24 protein-coding genes and 1 pseudogene are annotated in these 23456 nt (G+C 60.3%); 8 read left to right on the forward strand and 17 right to left on the reverse strand.

The features are described 5' to 3' along the window. Window positions 1-54: 54 nt before the first annotated feature. Both fabG and JLC71_RS07505 read right to left on the reverse strand, forming a co-directional pair. Window positions 55-795: a 3-oxoacyl-ACP reductase FabG gene (gene fabG / locus JLC71_RS07500; RefSeq protein WP_200918120.1), complete on the reverse strand. Its 741-nt coding sequence runs from the start codon at window positions 793-795 to the stop codon at window positions 55-57. 163 nt (window positions 796-958) lie between these two features. Next, window positions 959-1246 (reverse strand): annotated as a pseudogene (locus tag JLC71_RS07505) (DUF3579 domain-containing protein); the annotation flags it as partial. A gap of 213 nt (window positions 1247-1459) precedes the next feature. On the opposite strand from JLC71_RS07505, the gene argF reads away from it, so the two are divergent. From argF to JLC71_RS07545, 8 genes are all read left to right on the forward strand, one after another. Continuing rightward, window positions 1460-2374 (forward strand): ornithine carbamoyltransferase, encoded by a 915-nt coding sequence (gene argF, locus JLC71_RS07510; RefSeq protein WP_200918121.1) that lies wholly within the window; start codon window positions 1460-1462, stop codon window positions 2372-2374. A gap of 7 nt (window positions 2375-2381) precedes the next feature. Next, window positions 2382-3008: a leucine efflux protein LeuE gene (leuE, locus tag JLC71_RS07515; protein ID WP_236251014.1), complete on the forward strand. Its 627-nt coding sequence runs from the start codon at window positions 2382-2384 to the stop codon at window positions 3006-3008. Between the two features lie 81 nt (window positions 3009-3089). After that, window positions 3090-4307, forward strand: a complete 1218-nt coding sequence (locus JLC71_RS07520; RefSeq protein ID WP_200918122.1) for an argininosuccinate synthase — start codon at window positions 3090-3092, stop codon at window positions 4305-4307. Between the two features lie 123 nt (window positions 4308-4430). Next, window positions 4431-4631 carry a DUF2788 domain-containing protein gene (locus JLC71_RS07525; RefSeq protein WP_200918296.1) on the forward strand — a complete coding sequence of 67 codons (201 nt, stop codon included), beginning with the start codon at window positions 4431-4433 and terminating at the stop codon, window positions 4629-4631. Window positions 4632-4659: 28 nt separating this feature from the next. Next, on the forward strand, window positions 4660-4971 hold the full coding sequence (ppnP, locus tag JLC71_RS07530; RefSeq protein ID WP_200918123.1) for a pyrimidine/purine nucleoside phosphorylase: 312 nt from the start codon (window positions 4660-4662) through the stop codon (window positions 4969-4971). A gap of 73 nt (window positions 4972-5044) precedes the next feature. After that, window positions 5045-5539 (forward strand): YajQ family cyclic di-GMP-binding protein, encoded by a 495-nt coding sequence (locus tag JLC71_RS07535; protein ID WP_200918124.1) that lies wholly within the window; start codon window positions 5045-5047, stop codon window positions 5537-5539. A gap of 11 nt (window positions 5540-5550) precedes the next feature. After that, window positions 5551-7428, forward strand: coding sequence for a diguanylate cyclase (locus tag JLC71_RS07540; protein ID WP_200918125.1), 1878 nt, complete (start codon window positions 5551-5553; stop codon window positions 7426-7428). A gap of 64 nt (window positions 7429-7492) precedes the next feature. Beyond that, on the forward strand, window positions 7493-7654 hold the full coding sequence (locus tag JLC71_RS07545; protein WP_200918126.1) for a DUF3149 domain-containing protein: 162 nt from the start codon (window positions 7493-7495) through the stop codon (window positions 7652-7654). Window positions 7655-7784: 130 nt separating this feature from the next. On the opposite strand, the gene JLC71_RS07550 is transcribed toward JLC71_RS07545, so the two are convergent. The 15 genes from JLC71_RS07550 to flgC all read right to left on the reverse strand — a co-directional run bounded on the left by JLC71_RS07550 (window position 7785) and on the right by flgC (window position 23451). Then, window positions 7785-9419 carry an ArnT family glycosyltransferase gene (locus JLC71_RS07550; protein ID WP_200918127.1) on the reverse strand — a complete coding sequence of 545 codons (1635 nt, stop codon included), beginning with the start codon at window positions 9417-9419 and terminating at the stop codon, window positions 7785-7787. A 94-nt stretch (window positions 9420-9513) separates the two neighbouring features. Then, a complete protein-coding gene (locus JLC71_RS07555; protein WP_200918128.1) occupies window positions 9514-9771 on the reverse strand; it encodes a type B 50S ribosomal protein L31 in 258 nt (85 codons plus the stop codon). An 87-nt stretch (window positions 9772-9858) separates the two neighbouring features. After that, complete coding sequence (rho, locus tag JLC71_RS07560; protein WP_200918129.1) at window positions 9859-11115, reverse strand: transcription termination factor Rho; 1257 nt, start codon at window positions 11113-11115, stop codon at window positions 9859-9861. 189 nt (window positions 11116-11304) lie between these two features. Next, on the reverse strand, window positions 11305-11631 hold the full coding sequence (gene trxA, locus JLC71_RS07565; RefSeq protein WP_200918130.1) for a thioredoxin TrxA: 327 nt from the start codon (window positions 11629-11631) through the stop codon (window positions 11305-11307). Window positions 11632-11780: 149 nt separating this feature from the next. Beyond that, on the reverse strand, window positions 11781-13142 hold the full coding sequence (radA, locus tag JLC71_RS07570; protein WP_200918131.1) for a DNA repair protein RadA: 1362 nt from the start codon (window positions 13140-13142) through the stop codon (window positions 11781-11783). Between the two features lie 97 nt (window positions 13143-13239). Then, window positions 13240-14574, reverse strand: coding sequence for a flagellar hook-associated protein FlgL (flgL, locus tag JLC71_RS07575; protein WP_200918132.1), 1335 nt, complete (start codon window positions 14572-14574; stop codon window positions 13240-13242). A gap of 15 nt (window positions 14575-14589) precedes the next feature. Beyond that, window positions 14590-16542: a flagellar hook-associated protein FlgK gene (gene flgK / locus JLC71_RS07580; RefSeq protein WP_200918133.1), complete on the reverse strand. Its 1953-nt coding sequence runs from the start codon at window positions 16540-16542 to the stop codon at window positions 14590-14592. Between the two features lie 36 nt (window positions 16543-16578). Further along, complete coding sequence (gene flgJ / locus JLC71_RS07585) at window positions 16579-17472, reverse strand: flagellar assembly peptidoglycan hydrolase FlgJ (protein ID WP_200918134.1); 894 nt, start codon at window positions 17470-17472, stop codon at window positions 16579-16581. Window positions 17473-17584: 112 nt separating this feature from the next. Continuing rightward, window positions 17585-18685 (reverse strand): flagellar basal body P-ring protein FlgI, encoded by a 1101-nt coding sequence (locus JLC71_RS07590; RefSeq protein ID WP_200918135.1) that lies wholly within the window; start codon window positions 18683-18685, stop codon window positions 17585-17587. Window positions 18686-18695: 10 nt separating this feature from the next. After that, entirely contained in the window at window positions 18696-19367 is a 672-nt protein-coding gene (locus JLC71_RS07595; RefSeq protein WP_236251015.1) for a flagellar basal body L-ring protein FlgH, read from the reverse strand. Between the two features lie 13 nt (window positions 19368-19380). Beyond that, on the reverse strand, window positions 19381-20166 hold the full coding sequence (gene flgG / locus JLC71_RS07600; protein ID WP_200918136.1) for a flagellar basal-body rod protein FlgG: 786 nt from the start codon (window positions 20164-20166) through the stop codon (window positions 19381-19383). A gap of 31 nt (window positions 20167-20197) precedes the next feature. Continuing rightward, complete coding sequence (gene flgF, locus JLC71_RS07605; RefSeq protein ID WP_200918137.1) at window positions 20198-20938, reverse strand: flagellar basal-body rod protein FlgF; 741 nt, start codon at window positions 20936-20938, stop codon at window positions 20198-20200. A gap of 63 nt (window positions 20939-21001) precedes the next feature. Then, window positions 21002-22300: a flagellar hook protein FlgE gene (gene flgE / locus JLC71_RS07610; RefSeq protein ID WP_200918138.1), complete on the reverse strand. Its 1299-nt coding sequence runs from the start codon at window positions 22298-22300 to the stop codon at window positions 21002-21004. A gap of 47 nt (window positions 22301-22347) precedes the next feature. Further along, window positions 22348-23019 (reverse strand): flagellar hook assembly protein FlgD, encoded by a 672-nt coding sequence (locus JLC71_RS07615; protein WP_200918139.1) that lies wholly within the window; start codon window positions 23017-23019, stop codon window positions 22348-22350. An 18-nt stretch (window positions 23020-23037) separates the two neighbouring features. Beyond that, window positions 23038-23451: a flagellar basal body rod protein FlgC gene (gene flgC, locus JLC71_RS07620; protein ID WP_200918140.1), complete on the reverse strand. Its 414-nt coding sequence runs from the start codon at window positions 23449-23451 to the stop codon at window positions 23038-23040. Between the last annotated feature and the right edge of the window lie 5 nt (window positions 23452-23456).

Consider the following 23456-nt stretch of genomic DNA (forward strand, 5'->3'; position numbering starts at 1 on the left):
CTTGCGAGCACGAAAAAGCCCGGAACGTACCCGGGCTTTTTTGATTGGCAACGATTACAGCGTCAAACCACCGGTGACTTCGATGGCGGCACCATTGATATAACTGGCTTCATCGCTGGCCAGAAAAGCGTAGACGTTGGCGATTTCTTCCGGCTGCGCCAGGCGACGCATCGGCACCCGCTCTTCCAGCGCCGCAATCACCTTTTCCGGCATGCTGTTCAGAATCGGCGTGGCGACAAAACCCGGGCACACCGCATTGGCGCGAATCCCTTTTCTGCCCAGCTCCTTGGCCCAGGTTTTGACGAAACCGATCACGCCAAACTTGCTGGCCGCATAATTGGTCTGGCCGAAGTTACCATACAGGCCAACCACCGAGGACGCATTGAGAATCACCCCGCCGCCCTGCTCCACCATGGTCTCGACCACGGCGCGGGTGCAGTTGTAGACGCCCTTGAGGTTGATATCGATGACCTTGTCGAACTGCTCGTCGGTCATCTTGGTCAGCTGCGCATCCAGCACGATACCTGCGTTGTTGACCAGCACGTCAATACGGCCAAAGTTCGCCTTGACGCCTTTGACCATGCTGGCAATCTGCTCGCGGTTGGTCACGTCGACGAAATAACCGTACGCATCCGCGCCGGAAGCAACCAGTTCGGAAACGACATCGTCGATTCCCTGCTGATTCACATCGCAAACGGCAACCTGTGCGCCTTCGGCGACAAATTTCTTGGCCGTTGCGTAGCCGATACCGCTGGCAGCACCGGTAATGATGGCTACCTTACCTTTCAGTCTCATCTCAAACACCCCATTTTTGCATCGCAAAATACACCTGTCTCCAGGTTCATGGGGTCAGAATAGTCAGTATTGTGCAATGCAACAACTACAAGCAGCGAACGAGGAAAGAGATGAACACCGCCGGTCAGGCGCTCGGCGTGCGGCCAGGCGGAACGGCGTTGTATTGATCGATCAGCGTGCGGCAATCGACGATGCGCAGGTCGTTGTCGCGGGCGAAGGTCATGATGAACTCGAACACGCGCGGATCGATTTTTTCCAGCTGTTTATCGACGGCAACGCAGCGCACGTTTTCGTGCACCATCGGCCGAACATAGGGCGCGTAAGAGAGCTTCTGATCGAAACCGAAGGTGGAGAGAATCCCCGACAGCCGCTCAGCCCAATCGCTGGGCCGGAACTCCCGACCGCTACTGGTGATGCCCTGGATGATTATTTCGTATGGATTACAGATCATGGCTATCAGCTGAATAGAAAAAGCAGAGGGATTCAAGCAAGCATCGTTCAGCGCGGATTGTACCACCGCGCGCCGGTGAACGAATGAATCCACCAGTCCAACCCGCCCCCGCTCTGAGAATCCGATCTTGCCAGCCATAGGCAAACCGCTGAATAATAGCCGTTTTATCAGAAAAAACGCGCGCGCGATTGCCGCGACGACAAAGGCCAGCCGATGCGTCACTACCTGCAATTCTCCGACTTTACCCGCGAAGAGTACGACTACCTGTTCCAGCGAACCAAGGTCATCAAGGATCGCCTGAAGGCGGGTGAACTCTATCAGCCCTTCATCGGCAAGGTGCTGGGGATGATCTTCGAAAAGTCGTCGACCCGCACCCGGGTATCGTTCGAAGCCGGCATGGCGCAATTCGGTGGCCACGCGATGTTCATGCAAAGCAAGGACACCCAGCTTGGTCGTGGCGAACCGATCGAGGATGTCGCCCAGGTCATCAGCCGCATGGTCAATATCGTCATGGTGCGTACCTACGAGCAAAGCATCATCGAGCGCTTTGCCGAGAACTCGAAGGTGCCGGTCATCAACGGCCTGACCAACGAATACCACCCCTGCCAGATCATGGCCGATATCTATACCTATATCGAACGCTTCGGCTCGATCGAAGGCAAGACCGTGGCTTGGGTCGGCGACAGCAACAATGTCAGCCGCACCTGGCTGCAGGCGGCAAAAATATTCAATTTCAAGCTCAATCTGGCCTGCCCGCGCGGTTATGAAATGACCGTACTCGATGGCCAGACCTACAGCCGTCAGAATTTCGAACAATTCTACGATCCGTACCAGGCCGCGCGCGATGCCGATATCGTCACCACCGACGTGAGCGTCTCGATGGGCTACGAGCGCGAGACGCTGCAGCGCAAAAAGGACTTCATCAATTACAGGGTCAACGAAAAACTGATGATGCAAGCCAAGGCCAATGCGCTGTTCATGCATTGCCTGCCCGCGCATCGCGGCGAGGAAGTCGATCCGGAAGTCATTGACGGCCCGCAATCGGTGGTCTGGGACGAAGCCGAAAACCGCATGCACACCCAAAAGGCAGTGATGGAATACCTGCTGCTGGGCAAGATCGAGGATTGATCTGACCGTGTCCATTCTTGGCATCACCGACGTCGTGACTTACCTGATCGGCACCCTGATCATCATCCTGATGCCAGGGCCGAACTCGCTGTTCGCCTTGTCGGTGGCCGCCAAACGTGGCCCGCGCGCCGGTTTTGCCGCCGCAGCCGGCATCGTCACCGGCGATTTCGTGCTGATGCTGGCTGCGGCGCTCGGCGTTGCTTCGCTGATGCACGCGTATCCGCTGGCGTTCGATGTAGTTCGCTATGCGGGTGCCGTTTACCTTGGCTGGCTGGGGCTCAAGCTGCTACTGAGTCGCCGCTCCCCAGCCAATGAACGCGATCTGGATGTGCCCGCGCGGCATATTTACAAGCAAGCGCTGTCGATCTCGCTCGTCAACGTCAAGGCCATCCTGTTTTTCATGGCGTTTTTCCCGCAATTCGTCGACCCCGCCTATCCACATGTCGCGGTGACGTTTGCCGCGCTGGGTCTGATCGTTCAGCTCACCAGCATCAGCTATCTGACGCTGCTGATCCTTGCCGGCTCGCGCATTGCCCTGAAGCTGGCACGACGACGATGGGTTGCACCCTTGCTGGGCAGGTTTACCGGCCTGTTGTTCGTCAGCTTCGGCGCCAGACTCGCCTTGGGGCGTTAAACCAAACCATTACCGTGACCGACTGCCTACAGCGCAGTCGGTTCATTGCTACACCTACCTGTTACTAGATCGGGGAATTCCATGTCTGATGTTAAGAAAGTTGTGCTCGCCTATTCGGGCGGCCTTGATACGTCCGTGATCCTGAAGTGGCTTCAGGACACTTACCAGTGCGAAGTCGTGACCTTCACCGCCGACCTGGGCCAAGGCGAAGAACTCGCCCCGGCACGTGAAAAAGCCATCAAGTTCGGCATCAAGCCGGAAAACATCTACATCGACGACGTCCGTGAAGAATTCGTTCGCGATTTCGTGTTTCCGATGTTCCGCGCCAATGCGCTGTACGAAGGTGAATACCTGCTTGGCACCTCGATCGCCCGCCCGCTGATCGCCAAGCGCCTGATCGAAATCGCCCGCGAAACCAAGGCCGACGCCATCAGCCACGGCGCCACCGGCAAGGGCAACGACCAGGTCCGTTTCGAGCTCGGCGCCTACGCGCTGATGCCGGAAGTCAAAGTAATTGCGCCGTGGCGCGAATGGGATCTGTTGTCGCGTGAAAAGCTGATGGCCTACGCCGAAGCCAACGGCATCGAAGTCGACATGAAGCACAAGAACGGCGGCGCGCCGTATTCGATGGACGCCAACTTGCTACATATCAGCTTTGAAGGCCGCCATCTTGAAGACCCGAAGTCCGAAGCCGAAGAATCGATGTGGCGCTGGACCGTGTCGCCGGAAGCCGCACCGGACGCCGCCGAATTTGTCGATCTCGAGTTCGAGAACGGCGATGTGGTCGCCATCAACGGCACCCGCCTGAAGGCGCACGAAGTGCTCGCCAAGCTGAACGAACTCGGCGGCAAGCACGGCATCGGCCGGCTCGATCTGGTCGAAAACCGTTACGTCGGCATGAAGAGCCGCGGCTGCTACGAAACCCCGGGCGGCACCATCCTGATGAAGGCGCACCGCGGCATCGAGTCGATCACCCTCGACCGTGAAGTGGCCCACCTGAAGGATGACCTGATGCCGCGTTACGCCAGCCTGGTATACAACGGCTACTGGTGGAGCCCGGAGCGCGAGGCACTGCAAGTGCTGATCGACCACACCCAGAAGAACGTCAACGGCTGGGTTCGCGTCAAGCTGTACAAGGGCAGTGTCTCGGTGGTCGCGCGCGACTCCAAGGACACGCTGTTCGATCAGACCATCGCGACGTTCGACGACGACGGCGGCGCCTACAATCAGGCCGATGCTGGCGGCTTCATCAAGTTGAATGCACTGCGCCTGCGCATCGCCGGCAAGAAAGGCCGCTAAGCGCCATCAAGACCGCTCTCGCCGACTCATCCCGATGACAAGGCCAGAGCGGTCATGACGCAGAAACACGCCTCACCCCCAATAGATAACGGTCAGACTGCAATGCTTGAAGCTTTTTTGAATATGGATGAAGAGGTTTTCACCACACTCTCGGTATCCATCCTGTGTACCGGCTTGATCATCTATATGTGCTTCATCATCTACAGATTGGCCAAGGATTCGAAGGCCGGTAAATATGGCACCATCGTGCTGGCTTTCGTACTCGGACTCGGCATGTTCGGCTTTATCGCCAAAACGGTGCTGACCGAAATCCTGCAAAAATAATCTTCCATTTCCGAGAAAGGAGCTGTTCATGTCCCAGTTCGATAACGTTGCAGTCATCAAGAAAGCCAACGTCTACTTTGATGGCAAATGTGTTTCCCACACCATCATTCTGGCTGACGGCAGCAAGAAAACCGTCGGCGTCATCCTGCCGGGCACCTATACCTTCAATACCGGCGCACCGGAACTGATGGAAGTCGAAGATGGCCATTGCGTGGTCAAGATTGCAGGCAGCGCGCATCCGGTTGAAGTGATCGGCGGCCAGGCCTTCAACGTGCCGGGCAATTCGAGCTTCGACATCGAAGTCACCGAGACGCTGCATTACGTCTGCCATTTCGACTAAGCAGTACGCCGTATTTTGGGCAGCGCTTGCTGCCCAGCATTACCTGTTTCCATAGTATTGCCAGAGAATTGCCATGCCCTCATTTGATATCACCTCCGAAGTCGATATGGTCTCGATGAAAAACGCGATCGATGTCGCCGAGCGCAGCATCGTCAACCGCTACGACTTCAAGGGCACCAGCGCCAAGGTCGAACTGAACGAGAAAGAGGAAACCATCACCTTGCACGGTGATTCGGATTTCCAGCTTGATCAGATCAAGGAATTGCTGTTCCCGGCGCTGGAAAAGAAAGAGCCCGACAGCAGCAAACGCCTCGAAATCGGCGACGTACAAAAAATCTCCGGCAACAAGGTCAAGCAAGTGCTGAAGATCAAGGCCGGTATCGATCAGGATCTGGCCAGGAAAATCATCAAGCTGATCAAGGATGCCAAGATCAAGGTGCAAACCGCCATTCAGGGTGACGCCGTGCGCGTGACCGGTACCAAGCGGGATACGCTGCAAGAGGTGATCGCTCTGGTTCGCAAGTCGGTGACCGACTTTCCGTTGCAGTACCAGAACTTCCGCGACTGATCACCCCGCCCATGCGCAAAATCGCCCTGCGCTGGTCCAGCCGCCAGTCCTTGCTGAGCGGTGCCGTGACCGTGCTGTTTGCGCTTGGGCTGCTGCTTATCCTCAGCCTGCAGGTCAACAGCTCGTATCGCGCCGAGGTTCAGCGCGCCCGCGATGAGGCGCAAAACCTCGCGGGTGTGCTGGAGGGGCAACTGGCATCGGCGCTGCGTGAAGTCGACCTAGTTACCAACGGCTTGATTCGGCAATTGTCGCCGGCCGATCTGGCTCAATCCGATCTGGGCGAGACCCGCAACAAGGAGCTGCAGAGCTTGTTGCTCGACCAGTTGGCACAAATCCGCCAGCTCGACAATCTCGCCCTGTTCAGCACCGATGTGGTGATCACGCATCGCGCGCTGGACGTGCCGGGCAGCAATATTCCGCTCAAAGCCGAGGATCTGGAGCGCCAGCGCAACAATCCGTTTATCGAACGCGATTACACCCGGCTCAATCGCAACGGCAACACCCAGAAACCGGGCTTGATCATCGTCCATCGCGTTGAAACACAGCCCGGCCGGCTCGACGGCTGGGTTGCCGCGTCGATCACGACGCAGTATTTTGATCGCGTGCTCGGAACCTTGTCGCTGGGCCATCAAGGCCTCACGATGCTGGTCGACGAGCGTCTTGGCATCATCGCCAGCTATCCGGAAGCGCCACCGGGCTTCGAGCCCGATGCCGCAACCCTGCGCGGACTGCGCGATGGCTCGCAACACGGCGTACAAGTACGCCAGACACGCATCGATGGCATCACCCGGCAGACCGCGTATCAGCAAATCGGCGATACGCCGTTTTTCATCGCGGTCAGCCTGTCGTCCAACGATTATCTGAGCCGCTGGTATGCCGAAATCCGCTACTACCTGATCGGCGGTGCGCTACTGCTGGCAATGGCCTTGTTGATGGCGTACTTTTTCTGGCAATCACGCCAGTTGTCCGAACATCTGCGCCACAAGGAAAAACGCCTGGACGCGAGCGAATCACGCTTCAGGCAAATGATTGAAACCACGCCGGTCGCGCTGGTTCTGAGCCGACCCAGCGACCATTTCATCACCTATATCAATCAGCAAGCGGCGCAGATGTTCGATCTGCCGCAAGCCACCGCGCTGTCGATGCGCGTCTTCCAGCTTTATCAGGATCGGCTGGATTTCCTCAACCAGCTTGAAGACGTGCACTCGGGTCAGCCGGTGCGCACGCTGGAAGTCCGGCTCCGGCGCAGCAATGGCGAGACCTTCTGGGGCCATTTGTCGATGTCGCAAGCATCAGGCAGCAGCGGTGCAACCTTGCTGATCGGCATCAGCGACATTACCCAACAAAAGCGCCTTGAAGTCGAACTGCAACATCGGGCGACCACCGACGGCCTGTCGGGCCTGGCCAACCGCAATCACTTCATGGAAATGTCCAACCATGAATTGGTACGGGCACAGCGTTATGGCCGACCGTTGACGCTGATGATGATCGACATTGACCATTTCAAGCTCATCAACGATGAGTACGGTCATGATGCCGGCGATGCGGCAATCCGCGCCATTGCCCTGCTCTGCCGCAACACGCTACGCGACGCAGATCTGATCGGCCGCATGGGCGGCGAAGAATTCGCCGCGCTGCTTCCGGAAACGCCGATGCCGATGGCCACCCTCGTCGCCGAGCGGCTGCGGGCCCGAATCGAGGCGTACCAGCTGCTGACACCGGATGGCGAATGCATCCGCTTCACCGCCAGCATCGGTATCACCACACTGGCATCGGGTGACAGCATCGTCGATCCGCTGCTCAAACGCGCCGATCTGGCGTTGTACGATGCCAAGCACGGTGGTCGTAATCGGGTTTGCCAACAGGAAGCCGACACGACGGTAACTTGATCACCGTCAAGGCATGCAAGACACCCGTTCGGCATATTGGGGCATCACGACAGGGAGCCCCATCATGGAAAATACCCCGCTGCAAACACTGTTTACGACGGATATCGGCTTGCTGAGCTTGTTCACCATCACCTTCATTTGCGGTATGGCCGGCTACCTGTTCTGGTTCATCCGTCGCAATGTGCTGAATGCCGTCGTGCCGGCGGAATCGTCACAGGAAGATTGAAGCATCCTATCGGGACCTGGCGCCGACAGGGCGTACAAACTGCATCCGGACTTCACCGGCAGAATTGCAGAAACAACAATGGCGGGCTGATAGCCCGCCATTGTTGTTTCTGCTCGCTCGATCTACCCGATCAATCCCTTGGCAATTCGATCAGATAGAAGCGCTCATGGTTTTCACCGGCGCGTTGCCCTTCCCAGCTCACCAGCGAGCCCACCGGCGGCGTCCCTTGGCGCAACACTAGCGGGCAGTCTTGCGCTAGCGGGCCGCTGGCCAGGCGAATACCCGCGAAATAATCCAGCGATGCAATCATCGACGTCGAGACCTCACCGGCAACGCAACCCGGCACCTGCTGTGCCAGCTCGTTTCGCAGCGACAGCACTACCTCACGGTAGCTCTTCGCCGCATCAAGCCACGGCTGCCACAAGCCGATCAATACCCCCCAGACCAGGGTAACGCCGCAAGCCCAGTTAGTGACCGCCTGACGGCCTAGCGGGCGCTTGCGCGACAGCACCCAGCACCATAGTGCCGTGAGTACCAAGCCAAACAGCAAGCCGCCCCAATGCAACGACAGCTGGTAGGCCGGGCTTGCCGCCTGCAAGGCCACAGTCCAGCTGATCGGTACGCCACCGTGCAATACCAGCCAGCCCAGCCACAACAGGCAGGCGCCGATACCCAGGGTCATCACGCCAAACCAGTTCAGCGCGGCAGCAGCACCGCGACGCAATGTATCAATGCCGGCACCGGCCAGCAGGGCCAGCGAGGGCAATAGCACCAGCAAATCGGATTCGCGGGTATCCCCGGCCAGCATCAGCCAAAGCAGCGCCAGAACGGCCATCAGCAACGGCAACAGCAACTTGGGCTGGGATCCAAGGTCGGTGCGGTTGACCCAAATACCCCAAGCCGCCAGCGGCAGCGCCGGCCAGGCAAACCATGGCAGCACCGCAAGCGTGTAGCCCGTACCGCTGAACCACGCAAGGTGGCCAAACCCGTCGTAAGGCCCCAGTGCGAACAAGCGGTACCAGTGCTGGAACGCCGCCGGATCATAACGGGACAAATCGATCAGCCAGATCGCCCCGATCGGCAGCGAAATCACTAGCGCGGTCACCAACGTCACCAGGTAGGCCGCGCGCCGCCACGGCCCCACGCTACCGATTGCCAAGGCGATCAGCACAGCCAGACCAAACTGGCCCAGATTGGTCCCGGCGATCAACACCAGCCACACCAGCCCCAACAGCAGGCCGGCGAAAAATGGCTGGCGCCGGGCATAAGCCAACGCATAGGCCAGCCAGGAAAACGCGGTCAGGGTCAGCACTGGTGGGGCCAGATGATGACCCCAGACAACCAGCCCGATCGAGCCGATCAGCACCATCACGCACACGCGCCCTTGCCGTCGGCCGAACAACTCGCGCCCGGCCAAACCGACGCCCCACATCGCCAGCGCCATCCACACGCCGGTGATGAGCCGGGCGGCGTCGTGAATCGACACCCCCAGCTTGCCAAGTGGCCACGCCAACAAGGCACCGCTCCAGTAGTACAGCGGGCCGGCGATCAGATAAGGCTGTTCGCCGAAGAAAGGCAGCGACCAATGTTGACCGGCGAGGAAACGACCGATAACCGCAGCGGTTTCCAGCTCGCTCGGCTTCCATGGATCATGCCCGATCAGGCCAGGGAAAACCCAGAAGACGCACAGCAGCAGCAATAGCCACGGCTTGTCGGATGGCGGCTGCGGTGTTTCCCGCTCGGAAGGAGGTAGATAGGTCAGCATGCGGGCGCGGATCGGAAGAAAAAAGAAAAGGATAGGCGCAGAAGACAAAAAAGGCAGCCATAAAGCTGCCTTTTCAGTTTGAGCGGAATGCCGCTTACTTGCTGTACATCGCGTACTTGTTGCGGAACTTCTCGATACGGCCGGCGGTATCGACGATCTTTTGCTTGCCGGTGTAGAACGGATGCGATTCCGACGAGATGTCCAGACGCACGACCGGGTATTCCTGGCCGTCGGTCCATTTCATGGTTTCCTTACCCTTGGCGGTCATCGTCGAACGGGTCAGGAATTTGAAGTCAACGCTTGCGTCGAAGAAGATGACTTCTTTGTATTCTGGGTGCAGATCGGCTTTCATTGTTTTTCCTAAAGTTTGCGCGCCGGGATTGTGCCGACGCAAGACGCAATATTATTCCAGATCATGCCGCCTGCGGCAAGCCGGCACTTAACGGCGCATCGAATCGAAGAAGTCGTTGTTGGTCTTCGTCGCCTTGAGCTTGTCGAGCAGGAACTCCATCGCCTCAAGATCGTCCATCGGGTACAACAATTTGCGCAGTACCCAGATCTTTTGCAGCTGCTCTTGCGGGATCAGCAACTCTTCGCGACGGGTACCGGAACGGTTGATGTTGATGGCCGGGAACTGGCGTTTCTCGGCCATGCGGCGATCAAGGTGCAACTCGTTGTTGCCGGTGCCCTTGAATTCTTCGTAAATCACTTCGTCCATGCGCGAACCGGTATCGATCAGCGCGGTGGCGATGATGGTCAGGCTACCGCCCTCTTCGATATTGCGTGCGGCACCGAAGAAACGCTTTGGTCGTTGCAGCGCATTGGCATCGACACCACCGGTCAGCACCTTGCCCGACGACGGCACCACGGTGTTGTAGGCCCGCGCCAGACGCGTGATCGAATCAAGCAAAATCACCACATCTTTCTTGTGCTCAACCAGACGCTTGGCCTTTTCGATGACCATTTCGGCCACCTGCACATGGCGGGTCGCCGGCTCATCAAAAGTAGAACTGATGACTTCACCGCGCACCGAACGCGTCATTTCGGTCACTTCTTCCGGCCGCTCGTCGATCAGCAGCACGATCAAGACCACATCAGGATGATTGGCGGCAATCGCATGCGCAATATTCTGCAGCATCACGGTCTTACCGGTCTTCGGCGGCGCAACCAGCAGCGCACGCTGGCCCTTGCCGATCGGCGCAACCAGATCGATCACCCGGCCGGTAATGTTTTCCTCGGCCTTGATTGCCCGTTCCAGATTCAGACGTTTGTTCGGGAACAGCGGCGTCAGGTTTTCGAAGAGGATCTTGTTCTTCGAGATTTCCGGCGGCTGATCGTTGATCTTGTCGACCTTCACCAGCGCCACATAGCGCTCGCCCTCTTTCGGCGTACGGATTTCGCCCTCGACGCTATCACCGGTATGCAGATTGAAGCGGCGAATCTGGCTCGGACTGACATAGATGTCATCGGGCCCGGCGAGGTAACTGGTGTCGGGACTGCGCAAAAAGCCAAAGCCATCCGGCAGGACTTCAAGCGTACCATCGCCAAAAATAGTCTCGCCCTTCTTGGCCTGGTTTTTAAGCAAGGCGAAGATCAGGTCTTGCTTGCGCAAGCGGTTGGCACCGTCGATCTCGAACTTGGCGGCCATTTCGACCAGTTCGGTGACGTGCAAGGGCTTCAGGTCGGACAAATGCATAGGGGGCGGCCGATGTAATAAGGGCGGTGGGTTGCTGCGACAGGCAGGTGCGGGAAACGACTGCGCGGGAGAACCCCGACGCATAAGAATTAGTTGTAAGCGTATACGCCTACAAAACAAAATGTCAAGGCGGGTGACCAGGAAGATCGCCCGCCTTGAATACCGCCGATGGTAATCGGCCGGTGGATATTACAGATTGCTGTCGAGGAAAGCGGTCAGTTGCGACTTGGACAGCGCGCCAACCTTGGTCGCCTTCGCTTCGCCGTCGACAAACAGCATCAGCGTCGGGATGCCACGAATGCCGAACTTCGGCGGCGTAGCCTGGTTTTCGTCGATGTTGAGCTTGGCGATCTTGAGCTTGCCCGCGTACTCACCGGCCACTTCGTCCAGGATCGGCGCAATCATCTTGCAAGGGCCGCACCATTCAGCCCAGTAATCCACGAGAACCGGGATCTGCGCTTGCAGCACTTCGGCATCGAAGCTGGCGTCGGTCACTTGCACGATATGTTCGCTCATCAAAAAATCTCCGCGTATGGGGTAGTCAGTCGAAATGCCGGGCCGGTTTACGGCAAGGCCTTGTTCAAATCAATGGGGGCATTTTATCGTCATTCAACCGCGAACCGGGAAAAACGATTCAATCGTTACGATAGTCGTAGTCATGCTGCTTACAAGGCCGCGCCGACCGCATCAGCGAGGCGATCGACCGCCGTCACGGTCATGCCTTCGATCGGTGATCGCGGCCGATTGGCCTTGGGCACGATGGCATGGGTGAATCCGAGCTTGGCCGCCTCACGCAGGCGCTCCTGGCCGCGCTGCACTGGCCGGACTTCGCCGGCCAGACCCACTTCGCCGAATACCACCAGCTTGTGTGGCAAGGGCCGGTCTTTCAGGCTGGAGACAATGGCCAGCAGCATCGCCAGATCGGCCGCCGGTTCGCTGATGCGCACGCCGCCGACCGCATTGATGAAGACATCCTGATCGAAGGCGGCAATCCCAGCGTGGCGATGCAGCACCGCCAGCAGCAGCGCCAGCCGGTTCTGCTCGACCCCGACCGCTAGACGTCGGGGTTGCGGTGAGTGCGCGTCGTCGACCAGCGCCTGCACCTCGACCAGCATCGGCCGCGAGCCCTCCTGCGTCACCAGCACGCACGAACCGGACACCGGCTCCTTGTGCTGGCTTAAAAACAGCGCCGACGGATTGGTGACCTCCTTGAGGCCTTTGTCGGTCATGGCGAACACACCCAGCTCGTTGACGGCGCCGAAGCGGTTCTTGATCGCGCGGATCAGCCGGAAGCTCGAGTGGGTATCGCCTTCGAAATACAGCACCGCGTCGACGATATGCTCGAGCACGCGCGGTCCGGCCAGTGCGCCTTCCTTGGTGACGTGGCCGACCAGCAGGATCGTCGTGCCGTGGCGTTTGGCAAAGCGGGTCAGTTGCGCCGCGCATTCGCGCACCTGAGCAACGCTGCCCGGCGCGCTGGTCAATTGCTCGGTATACATGGTCTGGATCGAATCGATGACCACAACCTGCGGCTTCTCGCGATCGAGCATGGTCAGGATCCGTTCGAGCCCGATTTCGGCGAACAGCGCCACCGGTGCATCGGCCAGATCAAGGCGCTTGGCGCGCAAGGCAATCTGCTGCGCCGATTCCTCGCCCGACACATAAAGCACCCTGTGCTGTTGCGCCATCCGCGCCAATGCCTGCAAGAGTAACGTCGACTTGCCGATGCCCGGATCGCCACCGATCAGCACCACGCCGCCGGGCACGAGGCCGCCGCCGAGCACGCGATCGAGTTCGGCAATACCGGTGGCGGTACGCGGCATTTCTTCGGCGTCCACATCGGCCAGCTGGCGCACCCGACCATCGGCAGCCAGTGCGGCAAAGCGGTTGCCGCTGGCGCTGGGCTTGGCCTCGGCAATCGTTTCGACCAAGGTGTTCCACTCGCCACAGCCGGGGCACTGGCCCTGCCATTTGGGCGAGAGGGCACCACAGGCATTGCAACTGAATACGGACTTGTCCTTGGCCATGGAAGATCGCTCGTTCATCACTCAGCCGGGCATTCTAACAGCCAGTATGAGAACGGCCCGCTTGCGCGGGCCGAAACAGGCGATCGATCAAACCGCGTTAGAGGTATTTGAACAAGCTCATTCCTTGCACTTTGGAGAACGACGCACGCGCCGCTTCGAGCAGGGTCTGCGTCAGCGTGAAATCGGTGATCGCCTTGGTGTAGTCCAGATCCTGCAAGCCCGACAGCGTTTGGGCGTATTGCAGATCCAGATCGCCGTTGGTGTTGCGCACCGAGTCGGTCTCGTTCATTCGGGCACCGATCTTCGCCTGTGTCGACAGCACGTTGTCGAGCGCGCTGGAGAGATTGCCGATCACCCGGGCGAGACCGTTCTGATAATTGGCCTTCGAATTTTCATCGAACTGCGCTGCGCCGAGCTGGGTCGAGAAGTCGGCCAGCATCGAGAACATGTCCTGATTCTGCGATGGCCTGATGCTGAAGCTGTCGCCATTCGCCGGCACGCCCTTGATGCTCAGCGACGCGCCGGCATCCCAACCAGGAACCGCGGTTTCGCCCGCCAGCTGCTTGAACTGGATTTCGCTACCGGCCGAGTAGCCGCGTGGCATCGCCCCGACACGCGGGACGGCGTAGTCATAGCCGTCGATCATCGACTTGTTGAAGTTGGCATTGGCGCTGCCATCGGCCAGCGTCGCTCGGCTATCGACGATGTCGTACGTCGTCGCCCCCGCCGCATCAACGCTGAACGAGACCTTGTAGTTCTGCACATTGGCCGGATCGCCCCATTTCAGCGGGTTACTGACGGTGCCAAGATCAACCATACCCGAGCCGGTATTGCCGGCCGCCGCGCCGGTCTGGAACGTGCCGTTGCCGTTTTTGATCTCGCCAAACACTGCACTGCCCGACTCTGAAATCGGCAAATTGCGCGATGCCGAAATCTGCACCAATCGCTGGCCTTCATCGCCCAGATAATCGACCTTACCGAAACTGGCTTCGGAAAACGGCTTGGTATCGCCACGGAAGCCGGAGAACAGATACTGGCCACCACCATCGGTGGTATTGGCAAGGCCCATCAGCTCCTCGTAACGCGACTTCAGCGCTTCGTTGAGCGAGCTGCGATCCGCCAACGACAAGGCAGGATTGCCGGCCTGGATCGCCAGCGATTGCACGTTCTGCACCAGCTCGACCACTTGCTGCAGCGTCGATTCGGTCAAGCCGAGCGCCGAATCCACCGCCTTGCTGTTGACGCTGTATTGGGCATTCACCGACTGCGCCTGCGTCACCGACAGCGCACGCGAGGCACCGATCGGATCATCCGACGGCGACAGAATGCGCCGGCCGGTGTTGAGCTGGTTCTGCAAACGCGCCTGGTTGGACTGCTGTGTTTGCAGACCGCGGCTGCCGATATCGTAAAACGTGGTCGTTGCGACGCGCATGCTGGTTTACCTTGATTACGCGATCTGCAGGATGCTTTGAAACGCTTCCTGCGCGATCTGGATCACTTTGCTGGCGGCCTGATAGGCCTGCTGATAACGCAGCAGATTGGCCGCCTCTTCGTCGAGATTGACACCTGCGACCGATGCCCGGGCGTCGGTCGCTTGCGACAGCACCGTGTCTTGCGCGGTAGCCATGATCTTGGCGTCATTGGTTTGCACGCCGATGGTCGAGACCAGCTGGCCGTAGGCATCCTGATAATTGACCGTGCCCTTGTTCATCAGCTTCTGCGATTGCAACCCGGCCATTGCCAAGGCATTGCGGCCGTCGGCATTGCCATTGCTGTTGGGGCCGATACTGACCTTGTCGCCGGCGGCCGGCGTGCCGTCGAGCTTCATCGACCAGCCGTTCGCCGACACGGTCATGCCTGCCGTATAGGTTTGCGCCGGCCCCGGTACGCCGGTCACCGGATCGGTGATCGTGAACGACGTTGGCGAGGTGAAATTGATCGTGACCGGATTCTGCAGCGTCGCCCCCGGCTTCCAGGTGGCATCGGTCACCGGCACCGTGGTTTCCGGCTGGGTGAAGGTCAGCGAACCGGTATTGCTGCTGCCCTTGGTCGCAAGCACGGCACCGGCGGCGGCAATCCGCGACGGATCGGTCATTTGTACCGACATTCCGCGCACGAAGCCGGCCGCGGGCTGAATGGTGAACCGGTCCCCCGCCGCCATGCCTGGCGTGACGGACAACTTCAGGCCATCGACGCCCACCGGGCCGGCGGCGACTTGCGCCGGGGTAAATACGGTTTTCTGCTTGTCCGACTGGCGGGTCAGCACGTAATTGCTGCCATCGAACGAGAATTCGTAATTGCTGGCGGTCAGCTGCCCCATATCGTCGATATAGCCGCTCAACTGCGCGGTGCCGGTATTGACGGTATTGGAAAACACCGCGCCCAGGCTAGGCGCACCGGTCGCAGCATCGGTGGCGAAGCCGAACAGCCTGGTGCCCATCGCCCCGGTCAGATCCACACCAGCGCTTTGCTGGGTATTCATCGTTTGCGCGGTCACCAGCGCGATCTGGTTCAGGGCCGCTTGCGCGGTATCGAGCGATTTGCTGCGAAAATCCAGCAGCCCCTGCAATTTGCCGCCGGTCAGTTGCGACTCGGGCAAAAAGATGCTGTTGTTGTTCTGCTTGTAGACCACGGCCATGCGCTGCGGATCGCTCGGCGATGCTTCGACGCCCAGCTCGAACGGCTGATTGCCGACAACCAGACTCTGGCCATTGCCGATAAAGACGTTGATCGAGCCATCCTGCTGCGTGGTCGCGGTGGCTTTCACATAGGTATTGAGCGAGCGCACCAGTTCGTCGCGCTGATCGAGCAAATCGTTGGGCGGATGGCCACTGCCGGCCTGTACGCCGATCTGGTTGTTGAGCTCGGCAATCTGCTTGGAAATCGCGTTGATGCTGCTGACGGTATTGGTGAGGTCGCCATTCACACCGTCACGCAGCTCGGTCAGGCGCTGCTCGAACACCTGGAAGCGGTTGACCAGCGTTTGCGCCGACGACAACAGCGCCTGCCGTGCCGGCGCATTGGCCGGATTGGTAGCGACGTTCTGCATCGCGCTGAAGAAGCTCTGCAGCGCCGGCGATACGCCTGCGGTCGGATCGGCAACGATATTGTCGATATCGCTCAGGTGCGACAGCAGCTCGTTGTAGTAACTCGCGCTCGCCTGTGCGGTCTGCACATTACGGGTGAGGAACTGATCGTAAGAACGGCGGATGTCGTCGACGCGCGTCCCCAGGCCGACAAAACCGTTACCGGTACCTTGCGGGTAGGGTGCGCTCTGGGTGACGTTCTGGCGCGAATAGCCCGGGGTGTTGGCGTTGACGATGTTATGCCCGGTCACCGTCAAACCGAGGTTGGCCGCATTGAGGCCCGAAACACCAATCCCGAAAACGCTGGAAGCCATCTTGTCTACTCCGTATTCATCTTGTTATCGGCAGGATCAGCCCAGACTTGAGGCCAGCCCGGCAACCTGACGGCTGACGCGGCGGGCGACCGCTGCGAATTTGTCGACGTACTGCGGATCGGTGGCGTAACCCTTGGCCTGCAGCGCGCGCGCAAAGCCCTGCGCGTCCTCGCCCTTGCCGATCGCCTCGCCAAAGCGACGACGAATCAGACCGGCGTAGTCCGACAGTGCCTCGGTGTACGAATCGTAGGCGCGGAAGGTTTCGATCCGCTTCTGCGCCACGCCATCGACGAACTCGGTCGTGGTGATATCCACCGTTTTGCCCTGCCAGCTGCTGCCGGCCTTGATGCCGAAAAGATTATGGCTATCGCCGCCGGCCGCATCGCGGATCGGCTTTTTGCCCCAGCCGGTTTCGAGCGCGGCATGCGCCAGCAGCAGATGCGGCGCAACGCCCAGCGATGGCGCAACGGCCTTGGCCGCCTCGAACACGTCGCCGATAAAGCTGCCCTTCGCCGCCGGAGCGGCAGAATTTGCCGCCGCGCTGCCGCCCGTCACCGGTGCGACCTCGGTCTGCTGGCGGGACTGATGTCGCTGCACCGTCTTCAACAAGGCCGGATTTTGCAGCACCTCGATCTGCCGCGCGATCGCATCGGTCAGGCCCAAGCCGCCCCGCTTGGCCAGGTTCAGCGACATCTGCTGATCGTGCAATCCACGGTACAGATCGGTTGCGGGCGACTGCAGCTCGTCGTAATGCGGCGATGCATCGCGCATCGACTTGACCAGCTGCTGCATCAGCATCGCCTCGAACTGCTGCGCCACCGCATGCGCCGCCGCTTTGGGCGAGCTCTTGGCGGTCTGGCGCAAGGCCGCGATACCGCGTACATCGGCGGCGAAATCCTGAATGCTTGAAACGGGCGTCTGAGTGAGCATGAAAAAACCGCGGTAAGGCTACCGGCGTATATAAGCAATTGCCGTGCCTGATAAAGCAGAGCCTGCCCGGCAGGCGAGCCGGAGCAGCTCGTCGCGGCCCAACAAGGCAGGTTTAAATCACCTCAAGCTCGGCCTTCAGGCTCCCCGCCGCCTTCATCGCCTGCAGAATCGCCAGCAGGTCTTGCGGGGTAGCGCCAACGGCATTGAGCGCCCGCACCACATCGCGCAGATTGGCGGCCTTCGGCAGCCGCACGATGCCGCCCGAATCGGCCTGAATCTGGATGTCGGCATTGGTCACCGTCTGGGTCCGCCCGCCGGCGAGCGGGTTGGGCTGGACGACCTGGTTGTCGGCAGCAATCGTCACCGTCAGGTTGCCGTGCGAGACCGCGCACGGATCGATCTCGACCGACTGGTTCATCACCACCGAGCCGGTACGCGCATTGATGATGACCTTGGCGATCGCCGGGGCGGCATTCACTTCGATGTTTTCCAGCCTGGAGAGGAAGGAAACCCGCTGGTTGGCATCCTGCGGTGCGCGCACCTGCACCACGCGGCCATCCAGCGCTGCGGCGACCGGGCCGAGGTTGCGGTTGATCGCCTCGACCACGCGGCTGGCGGTGGTGAAATCGGTGGTCCGCAACTCGATCTGGACGAACTCGTTATTGTTCATTGCATTGGGCACCGCGCGCTCGACCGTCGCACCGTTGGGGATGCGCCCGGCCGCGAGCGAGTTGATCTGCACGCTGCTGCCGGCGGCTGAAGCGCCGGCACCGGGAATGATCACATTGCCCTGCGCCATGCCGTACACCTGACCATCGGCCCCCTTGAGCGGCGTCAGCACCAGCGTACCGCCGCGCAGCGACTTGGCATTGCCGATCGACGAGACGGTGACATCCAGCGGCTGGCCGGGGCGCGCGAACGCCGGCAGCGTCGCGGTCACGGTGACAGCGGCGACGTTTTTCAGCTGCAGATTGCCGCCGGCCGGCACCTGAATGCCGAGGTTATTGAGCATATTGATCACCGACTGCACGGTGAACGGCGTTTGCGTGGTCTGGTCGCCGCTGCCGTCCAGGCCGACAACAAGACCATAACCGATCAACTGGTTGTCGCGCACCCCGGCCACCGACGCCAGCTCGCGCAGCTTTTGCGCCTGTGCCAGCGGCATGGCCAGCATGGCCAGCGTCACGAGCAGCGCCGTAGTGATTTTTTTCATGCTGCGCCCTTTAGAACGGCATCACGTTAAGGAACAGGCGCTGCAACCAGCCGACGGTATTGGCATCGGCAATCGCGCCCTGCCCGACCTGCTCGATACGTGCATCGGCGACGCGGGTCGACGAGACCACGTTGCCGGCCTTGATGTCGTAGGGATTGACCACGCCGGTAAAGCGCCAGGCGTTCTGATAGCCGTTGACCGCGATCTGCTTCTCGCCGCCGACGATCAGGTTGCCATTGGGCAGCACCTCGATCACCGTCACCGCCAGCGTGCCGCGCAGGGTATTGCTGTTGTTGGTCGCGCCCTTGCCGGCGAAGCTGTTGCCGGTGGACATGCTGACATTGGCGTCAAAAAACTTGCTCAAGGCGCCCGGGAAGTACGGCAGATCGCCCGAGCCGCCGACCTTGGCGCTGCCGTCGCGGTTGGCGCTGCTGGTCGAGGAATTGCTGGCGCTGAGATTTTCCTCGATCTGCACCGTGAGAATGTCGCCGACGTAGCGGCCGACACGCTCCTCGAACAGCATCCTCGACGACGTGGTCTGGAAGATCGCGCCAGGATTTTGCTGCGTCGCCACCGGCGGCAACGGTCTTGCCGTCGTCGGCGCCGACACCACCTGCGGATGCACGGCACAGGCCGACAACAAAGCCGCCGCGATAACACTCAACACACGCGCCAAATACATCACCATCATTTCCTTACAGATTCGAGAGTCGCGCCAGCATTTCGTCCGACGTCTTCACCGCGCGCGAATTGATCTCGTAGGCGCGCTGTGCTTCGATCAGGTTCACCAGCTCTTCGGTGACGTTGACGTTCGAGGTTTCGACATAACCCTGATTGATCGCGCCCAGACCATTGCTGCCCGGCTGGCCGATATTGGCCGTACCGGACGATGCGGTTTCGAGCATCAGGTTATCGCCGATCGACTGCAAGCCCCCCTGATTGATGAAGCTGGCGATCTGGATCGTCCCGAGCTGAATCGGCGCCGAGGTCTCGTTGTTGACCACCGCCGTCACCGTGCCGTCCTTGCCGATGGTCAGGCTGGTCGTCCCTTGCGGCACTTGCAGCGCTGGCTGCATCTGGTAGCCGCTGGCGGTGACGACATTGCCCTGGTTATCGACCTGAAACGAGCCGTCGCGGGTGTAGGCGGTGTTGCCATCCGGCAGCGAAATCTGAAAGAACCCCTGGCCATTGATCGCCATGTCCAGATTGCCATCGGTGAGCTGCAGATTGCCCTGGGTGAAGATGCGCGAGGTGCCGACCGGCTTCACACCGGTACCGAGCTGCAGCCCGGTCGGCAGTTGCGTCTGCTGGCTGGTCGAGGCGCCGGGCTGGCGCAGGTTCACGTACAGCAGGTCTTCGAACACCGCGCGCTGGCGTTTGAAACCGTTGGTGTTGACGTTCGCCAAGTTGTTGGAGATGACGTCGACGTTCATCTGCATGGCGTCCATGCCGGTCTTGGCAGTCCAGAGCGAGCGAATCATGGCGGTTCCGTATTCTTGTGCTTATGGGTAATCAGGCGTTGAACGCCATCACCTGCGCGGCGGCGCGGGCATTTTCATTGGCTTTTTGCAGCAATTGCACCTGAATGTCGTACTGGCGCTGCGCCGAAATCATGCTGACCAGCTCGGAGACCGGATTGACGTTGCTGCCTTCGAGCATGCCACCGGCGAGCTTGACCTCGGCCGCAGCCTGCGCGGTTTCACCCGAGCGCTGCCGGAACAGGCCATCGCTGCCGCGCTCCAGCCCGGCGACATCCGGGTTCACCAGCTTGAGCCGACCCAAGTCGTTGTTCTGGGTCGCATCGTCGAGCGACACACCGCTGACGGTGCCGTCCGGGCCGATGGTGATCCGGGTGTTTTCGGGAATCGTGATCGGGCCGTTCTCGCCGAGCACGATCGCGCCGCTGCGGGTTTTCAGCAGGCCGGCCGCGTCGATCTCGAAGCTGCCGTTACGGGTATAGGCCTCGCCGGTGCCGGTTTGCACTGCGAACCAGCCAGTACCGTCAATCGCCGCATCCAGCTCGCGCCCGGTCTGCATCATCGGCGCCGGCGTGAAATCGGCGCCGGTGGTTTGCTCGGTCACGAAAGCGCGGGTCGGCAAGGCAGCGCCACCGATAACCGGCAGGGCGCGAAACGCGGCCAATTCGGCACGGAAACCCGGCGTTTGCGTATTGGCCAGATTGTTGGAGATGGTGCTCTGCCGCAGCATCGTGTGCTTGGCGCCAGACATCGCGGTGTAAATCAGCCGATCCATGTTCTTTTCCCGTAAAACCCGTAACCTGCACCGCTCGAACAACGCTCGAACGGCGCGGCTTTATCAACCCAAGTTAACCAGGGTTTGCAGGATGGTGTCCTGCGCTGAAATGGTCTTGGCATTGGCCTGATAATTGCGCTGCGCGGTAATCAGGTTGACCAGCTCGCCGGTCAGATCGATGTTGGAGTCTTCCAGCGCCGACGATTGCAGCGAACCGAGGTTGCTGGTGCCCGGATCACCGACGTTCGGCGCGCCGGAGGCGAAAGTCTCGGCCCAGCGGTTGTCGCCGATCGGCTGCAGGCCTTGCGCGTTGGCAAAGTTGGCCAGCACCACCTGACCGATCACCTTGGTCTGGCTGTTCGAGTACGAACCGACGATCACGCCGGTCTTGTCGACGCTGATCCCGGTCAGCGTGCCGTCGGCGTAGCCGTCCTGCGTATAGGTCGCGCCGAACGCGCTGCCGAACTGCGTGCTCTTGGCGAAGGTCACCGGAAAGGTGAACGGGCTGGTTGCGCCGTTCGGTGCCGCCAGCGCGGTGGTATAGGTGAACGACGCGGCATTGGTGGTCGGGTTCGAGGTGGTATCGAGCTTGCCGTTACCGTCGAAGTACAGGTAAGCCTGCGTCCCCGCCGTGCCGGTCGCCGGCACCGGATTGGCGCCGTCGAACGAGGTTTGCACTTCCCACTGGTTGGTCGCCGTTTTGGTGAAGTAATACGTCAACGAATGACGCACACCCTGGGCGTCGTAAACGCTGGAAGTGGTCGCATCGGAATAGGTGGTCGGATCCTGTACGTTCAACGGGCCGGTACCGGCCGGCGGCGCGGCGCGGTCGATGATGGCCTTGGAACCGTCCAGATTGGTGATCATCGCCAGACCGGCGTTGGCCAGACCGGAAGCGCCGGTTGCGCTGGCGCCGACGTTGCCGACGGTCAGTTGCAACGGTTGCGGCACGCCGCCCTTGTTCAGCAGACCGCTGCGCGCATCAACCGGCCAGCCGGTGAGCCGCTGGCTGCCGTTGACGATGTAACCGCTGCGATCGAGCTGGAACTGGCCGTTGCGGCTATAGCTGACATTGCCGGCCTGATCGACGACGCGATAGAAACCGTTGCCGGTGATCGCCAGATCAAGCGGATTGCTGGTGGTGCTGATGTTGCCCTGACCGAACTGCTGCGCCACCGAATCCAGCCGTGCGCCGATACCGGCGAGCGTGCCGGAATTGGCAAAGGTGGCGGCGTAGATATCGGCAAACTCCGCGCGCGAGCCCTTGAAGCCGACGGTGCTGGCGTTGGCAATATTGTTGCCGATCACGTCGAGATTCTTCGACGACGCATTCAGACCGCTCAAACCATGCTGAAAACCCATTTCTGCCTCCGGGGCCGGACTGGCCGGCCGATATCTGTTTTATCGAATCAACGCAGTTGTTTGATCTTGGCGAAATCGACGATAGAGCCGTCGGCCAGCTGCACCTTGGCGCCGGCGGCGGCCAGCGTGACGCTGGCGGCCTTCTGCCAGCCGAACACATCAATCGCCTGCTCCTTGCCCGACGCATCGATGCTGGCGGCCAGCACGTGGTACTGCCCTTCGGGCGCTTGCGAACCGTCGGCCAGCTTGCCGTCCCATTTCACGTTGACGTAACCGGTTTGCGATGCCGGAATATCCACTTTCTCGATCACGTTACCGGTGGCATCGACGATCGCCAGCTGGGTGCCCCTGTGGCCGACCGGCAGTTCCATCCCCAGATCGATGCCGTCCTTGCCCGGGTAGCTCAGCGTCTTCACCGGGGCCATCACATCCTTGCCGATCACCGATGCCGCCTGCAGCCCTTGCGAGCCGGACATCGCCGCCATCATCGACGCCATCGTCGCATTCAGATTCTGAATGCCGGTGACGGTATTGATCTGCGCCAGCTGCGAGGTGGTCTGGGCATTGTCCATCGGGTTCATCGGATCCTGATTCTGCATCTGCGTAATCAGCAACTTCAGAAAGCTCTGCTGCATATCGGCAGCGGTATCCTTGGCCTTGTCAGCTTTGGCGTTCAAGGCGCTGTAGTCGAAACCGCTGGTGGCATTGACGGCGGACATGGTTCGCTCCCCGGGAAATTAGATTTGGCCCAGCTGCAGGGTGCGCTGCAGCAGGGTCTTGGCGGTATTCATCACATCGGCGCTGGTCTGGTACGAGCGCGATGCGGAAATCATATTGGTCATTTCTTCGACCACATTCACATTGGGCATCGCCACGTAGCCATTGGCATCGGCCAGCGGGTTGGCCGGCTCGTACACCAGCTTCGGCGGCGACGGATCTTCGATCACGCCGGCGACGCGCACGCCCGGCGTCGTGGCGCTGCCGCCGGGCAGCGGCGCCACCTGGAACACCACCTGACGGGCGCGATACGGCTGGCCGTTCGAGCTGGTGGCCGATTCGGCGTTGGCCAGATTGCTGGCAACGGCATTGAGTCGTTGCGACTGCGCCTTCATCGACGACGCGGCAATATCGAAAACCTGAAACAGCGACATGGCGA

This window comes from Jeongeupia sp. HS-3, assembly GCF_015140455.1.
Taxonomy (GTDB): domain Bacteria; phylum Pseudomonadota; class Gammaproteobacteria; order Burkholderiales; family Chitinibacteraceae; genus Jeongeupia.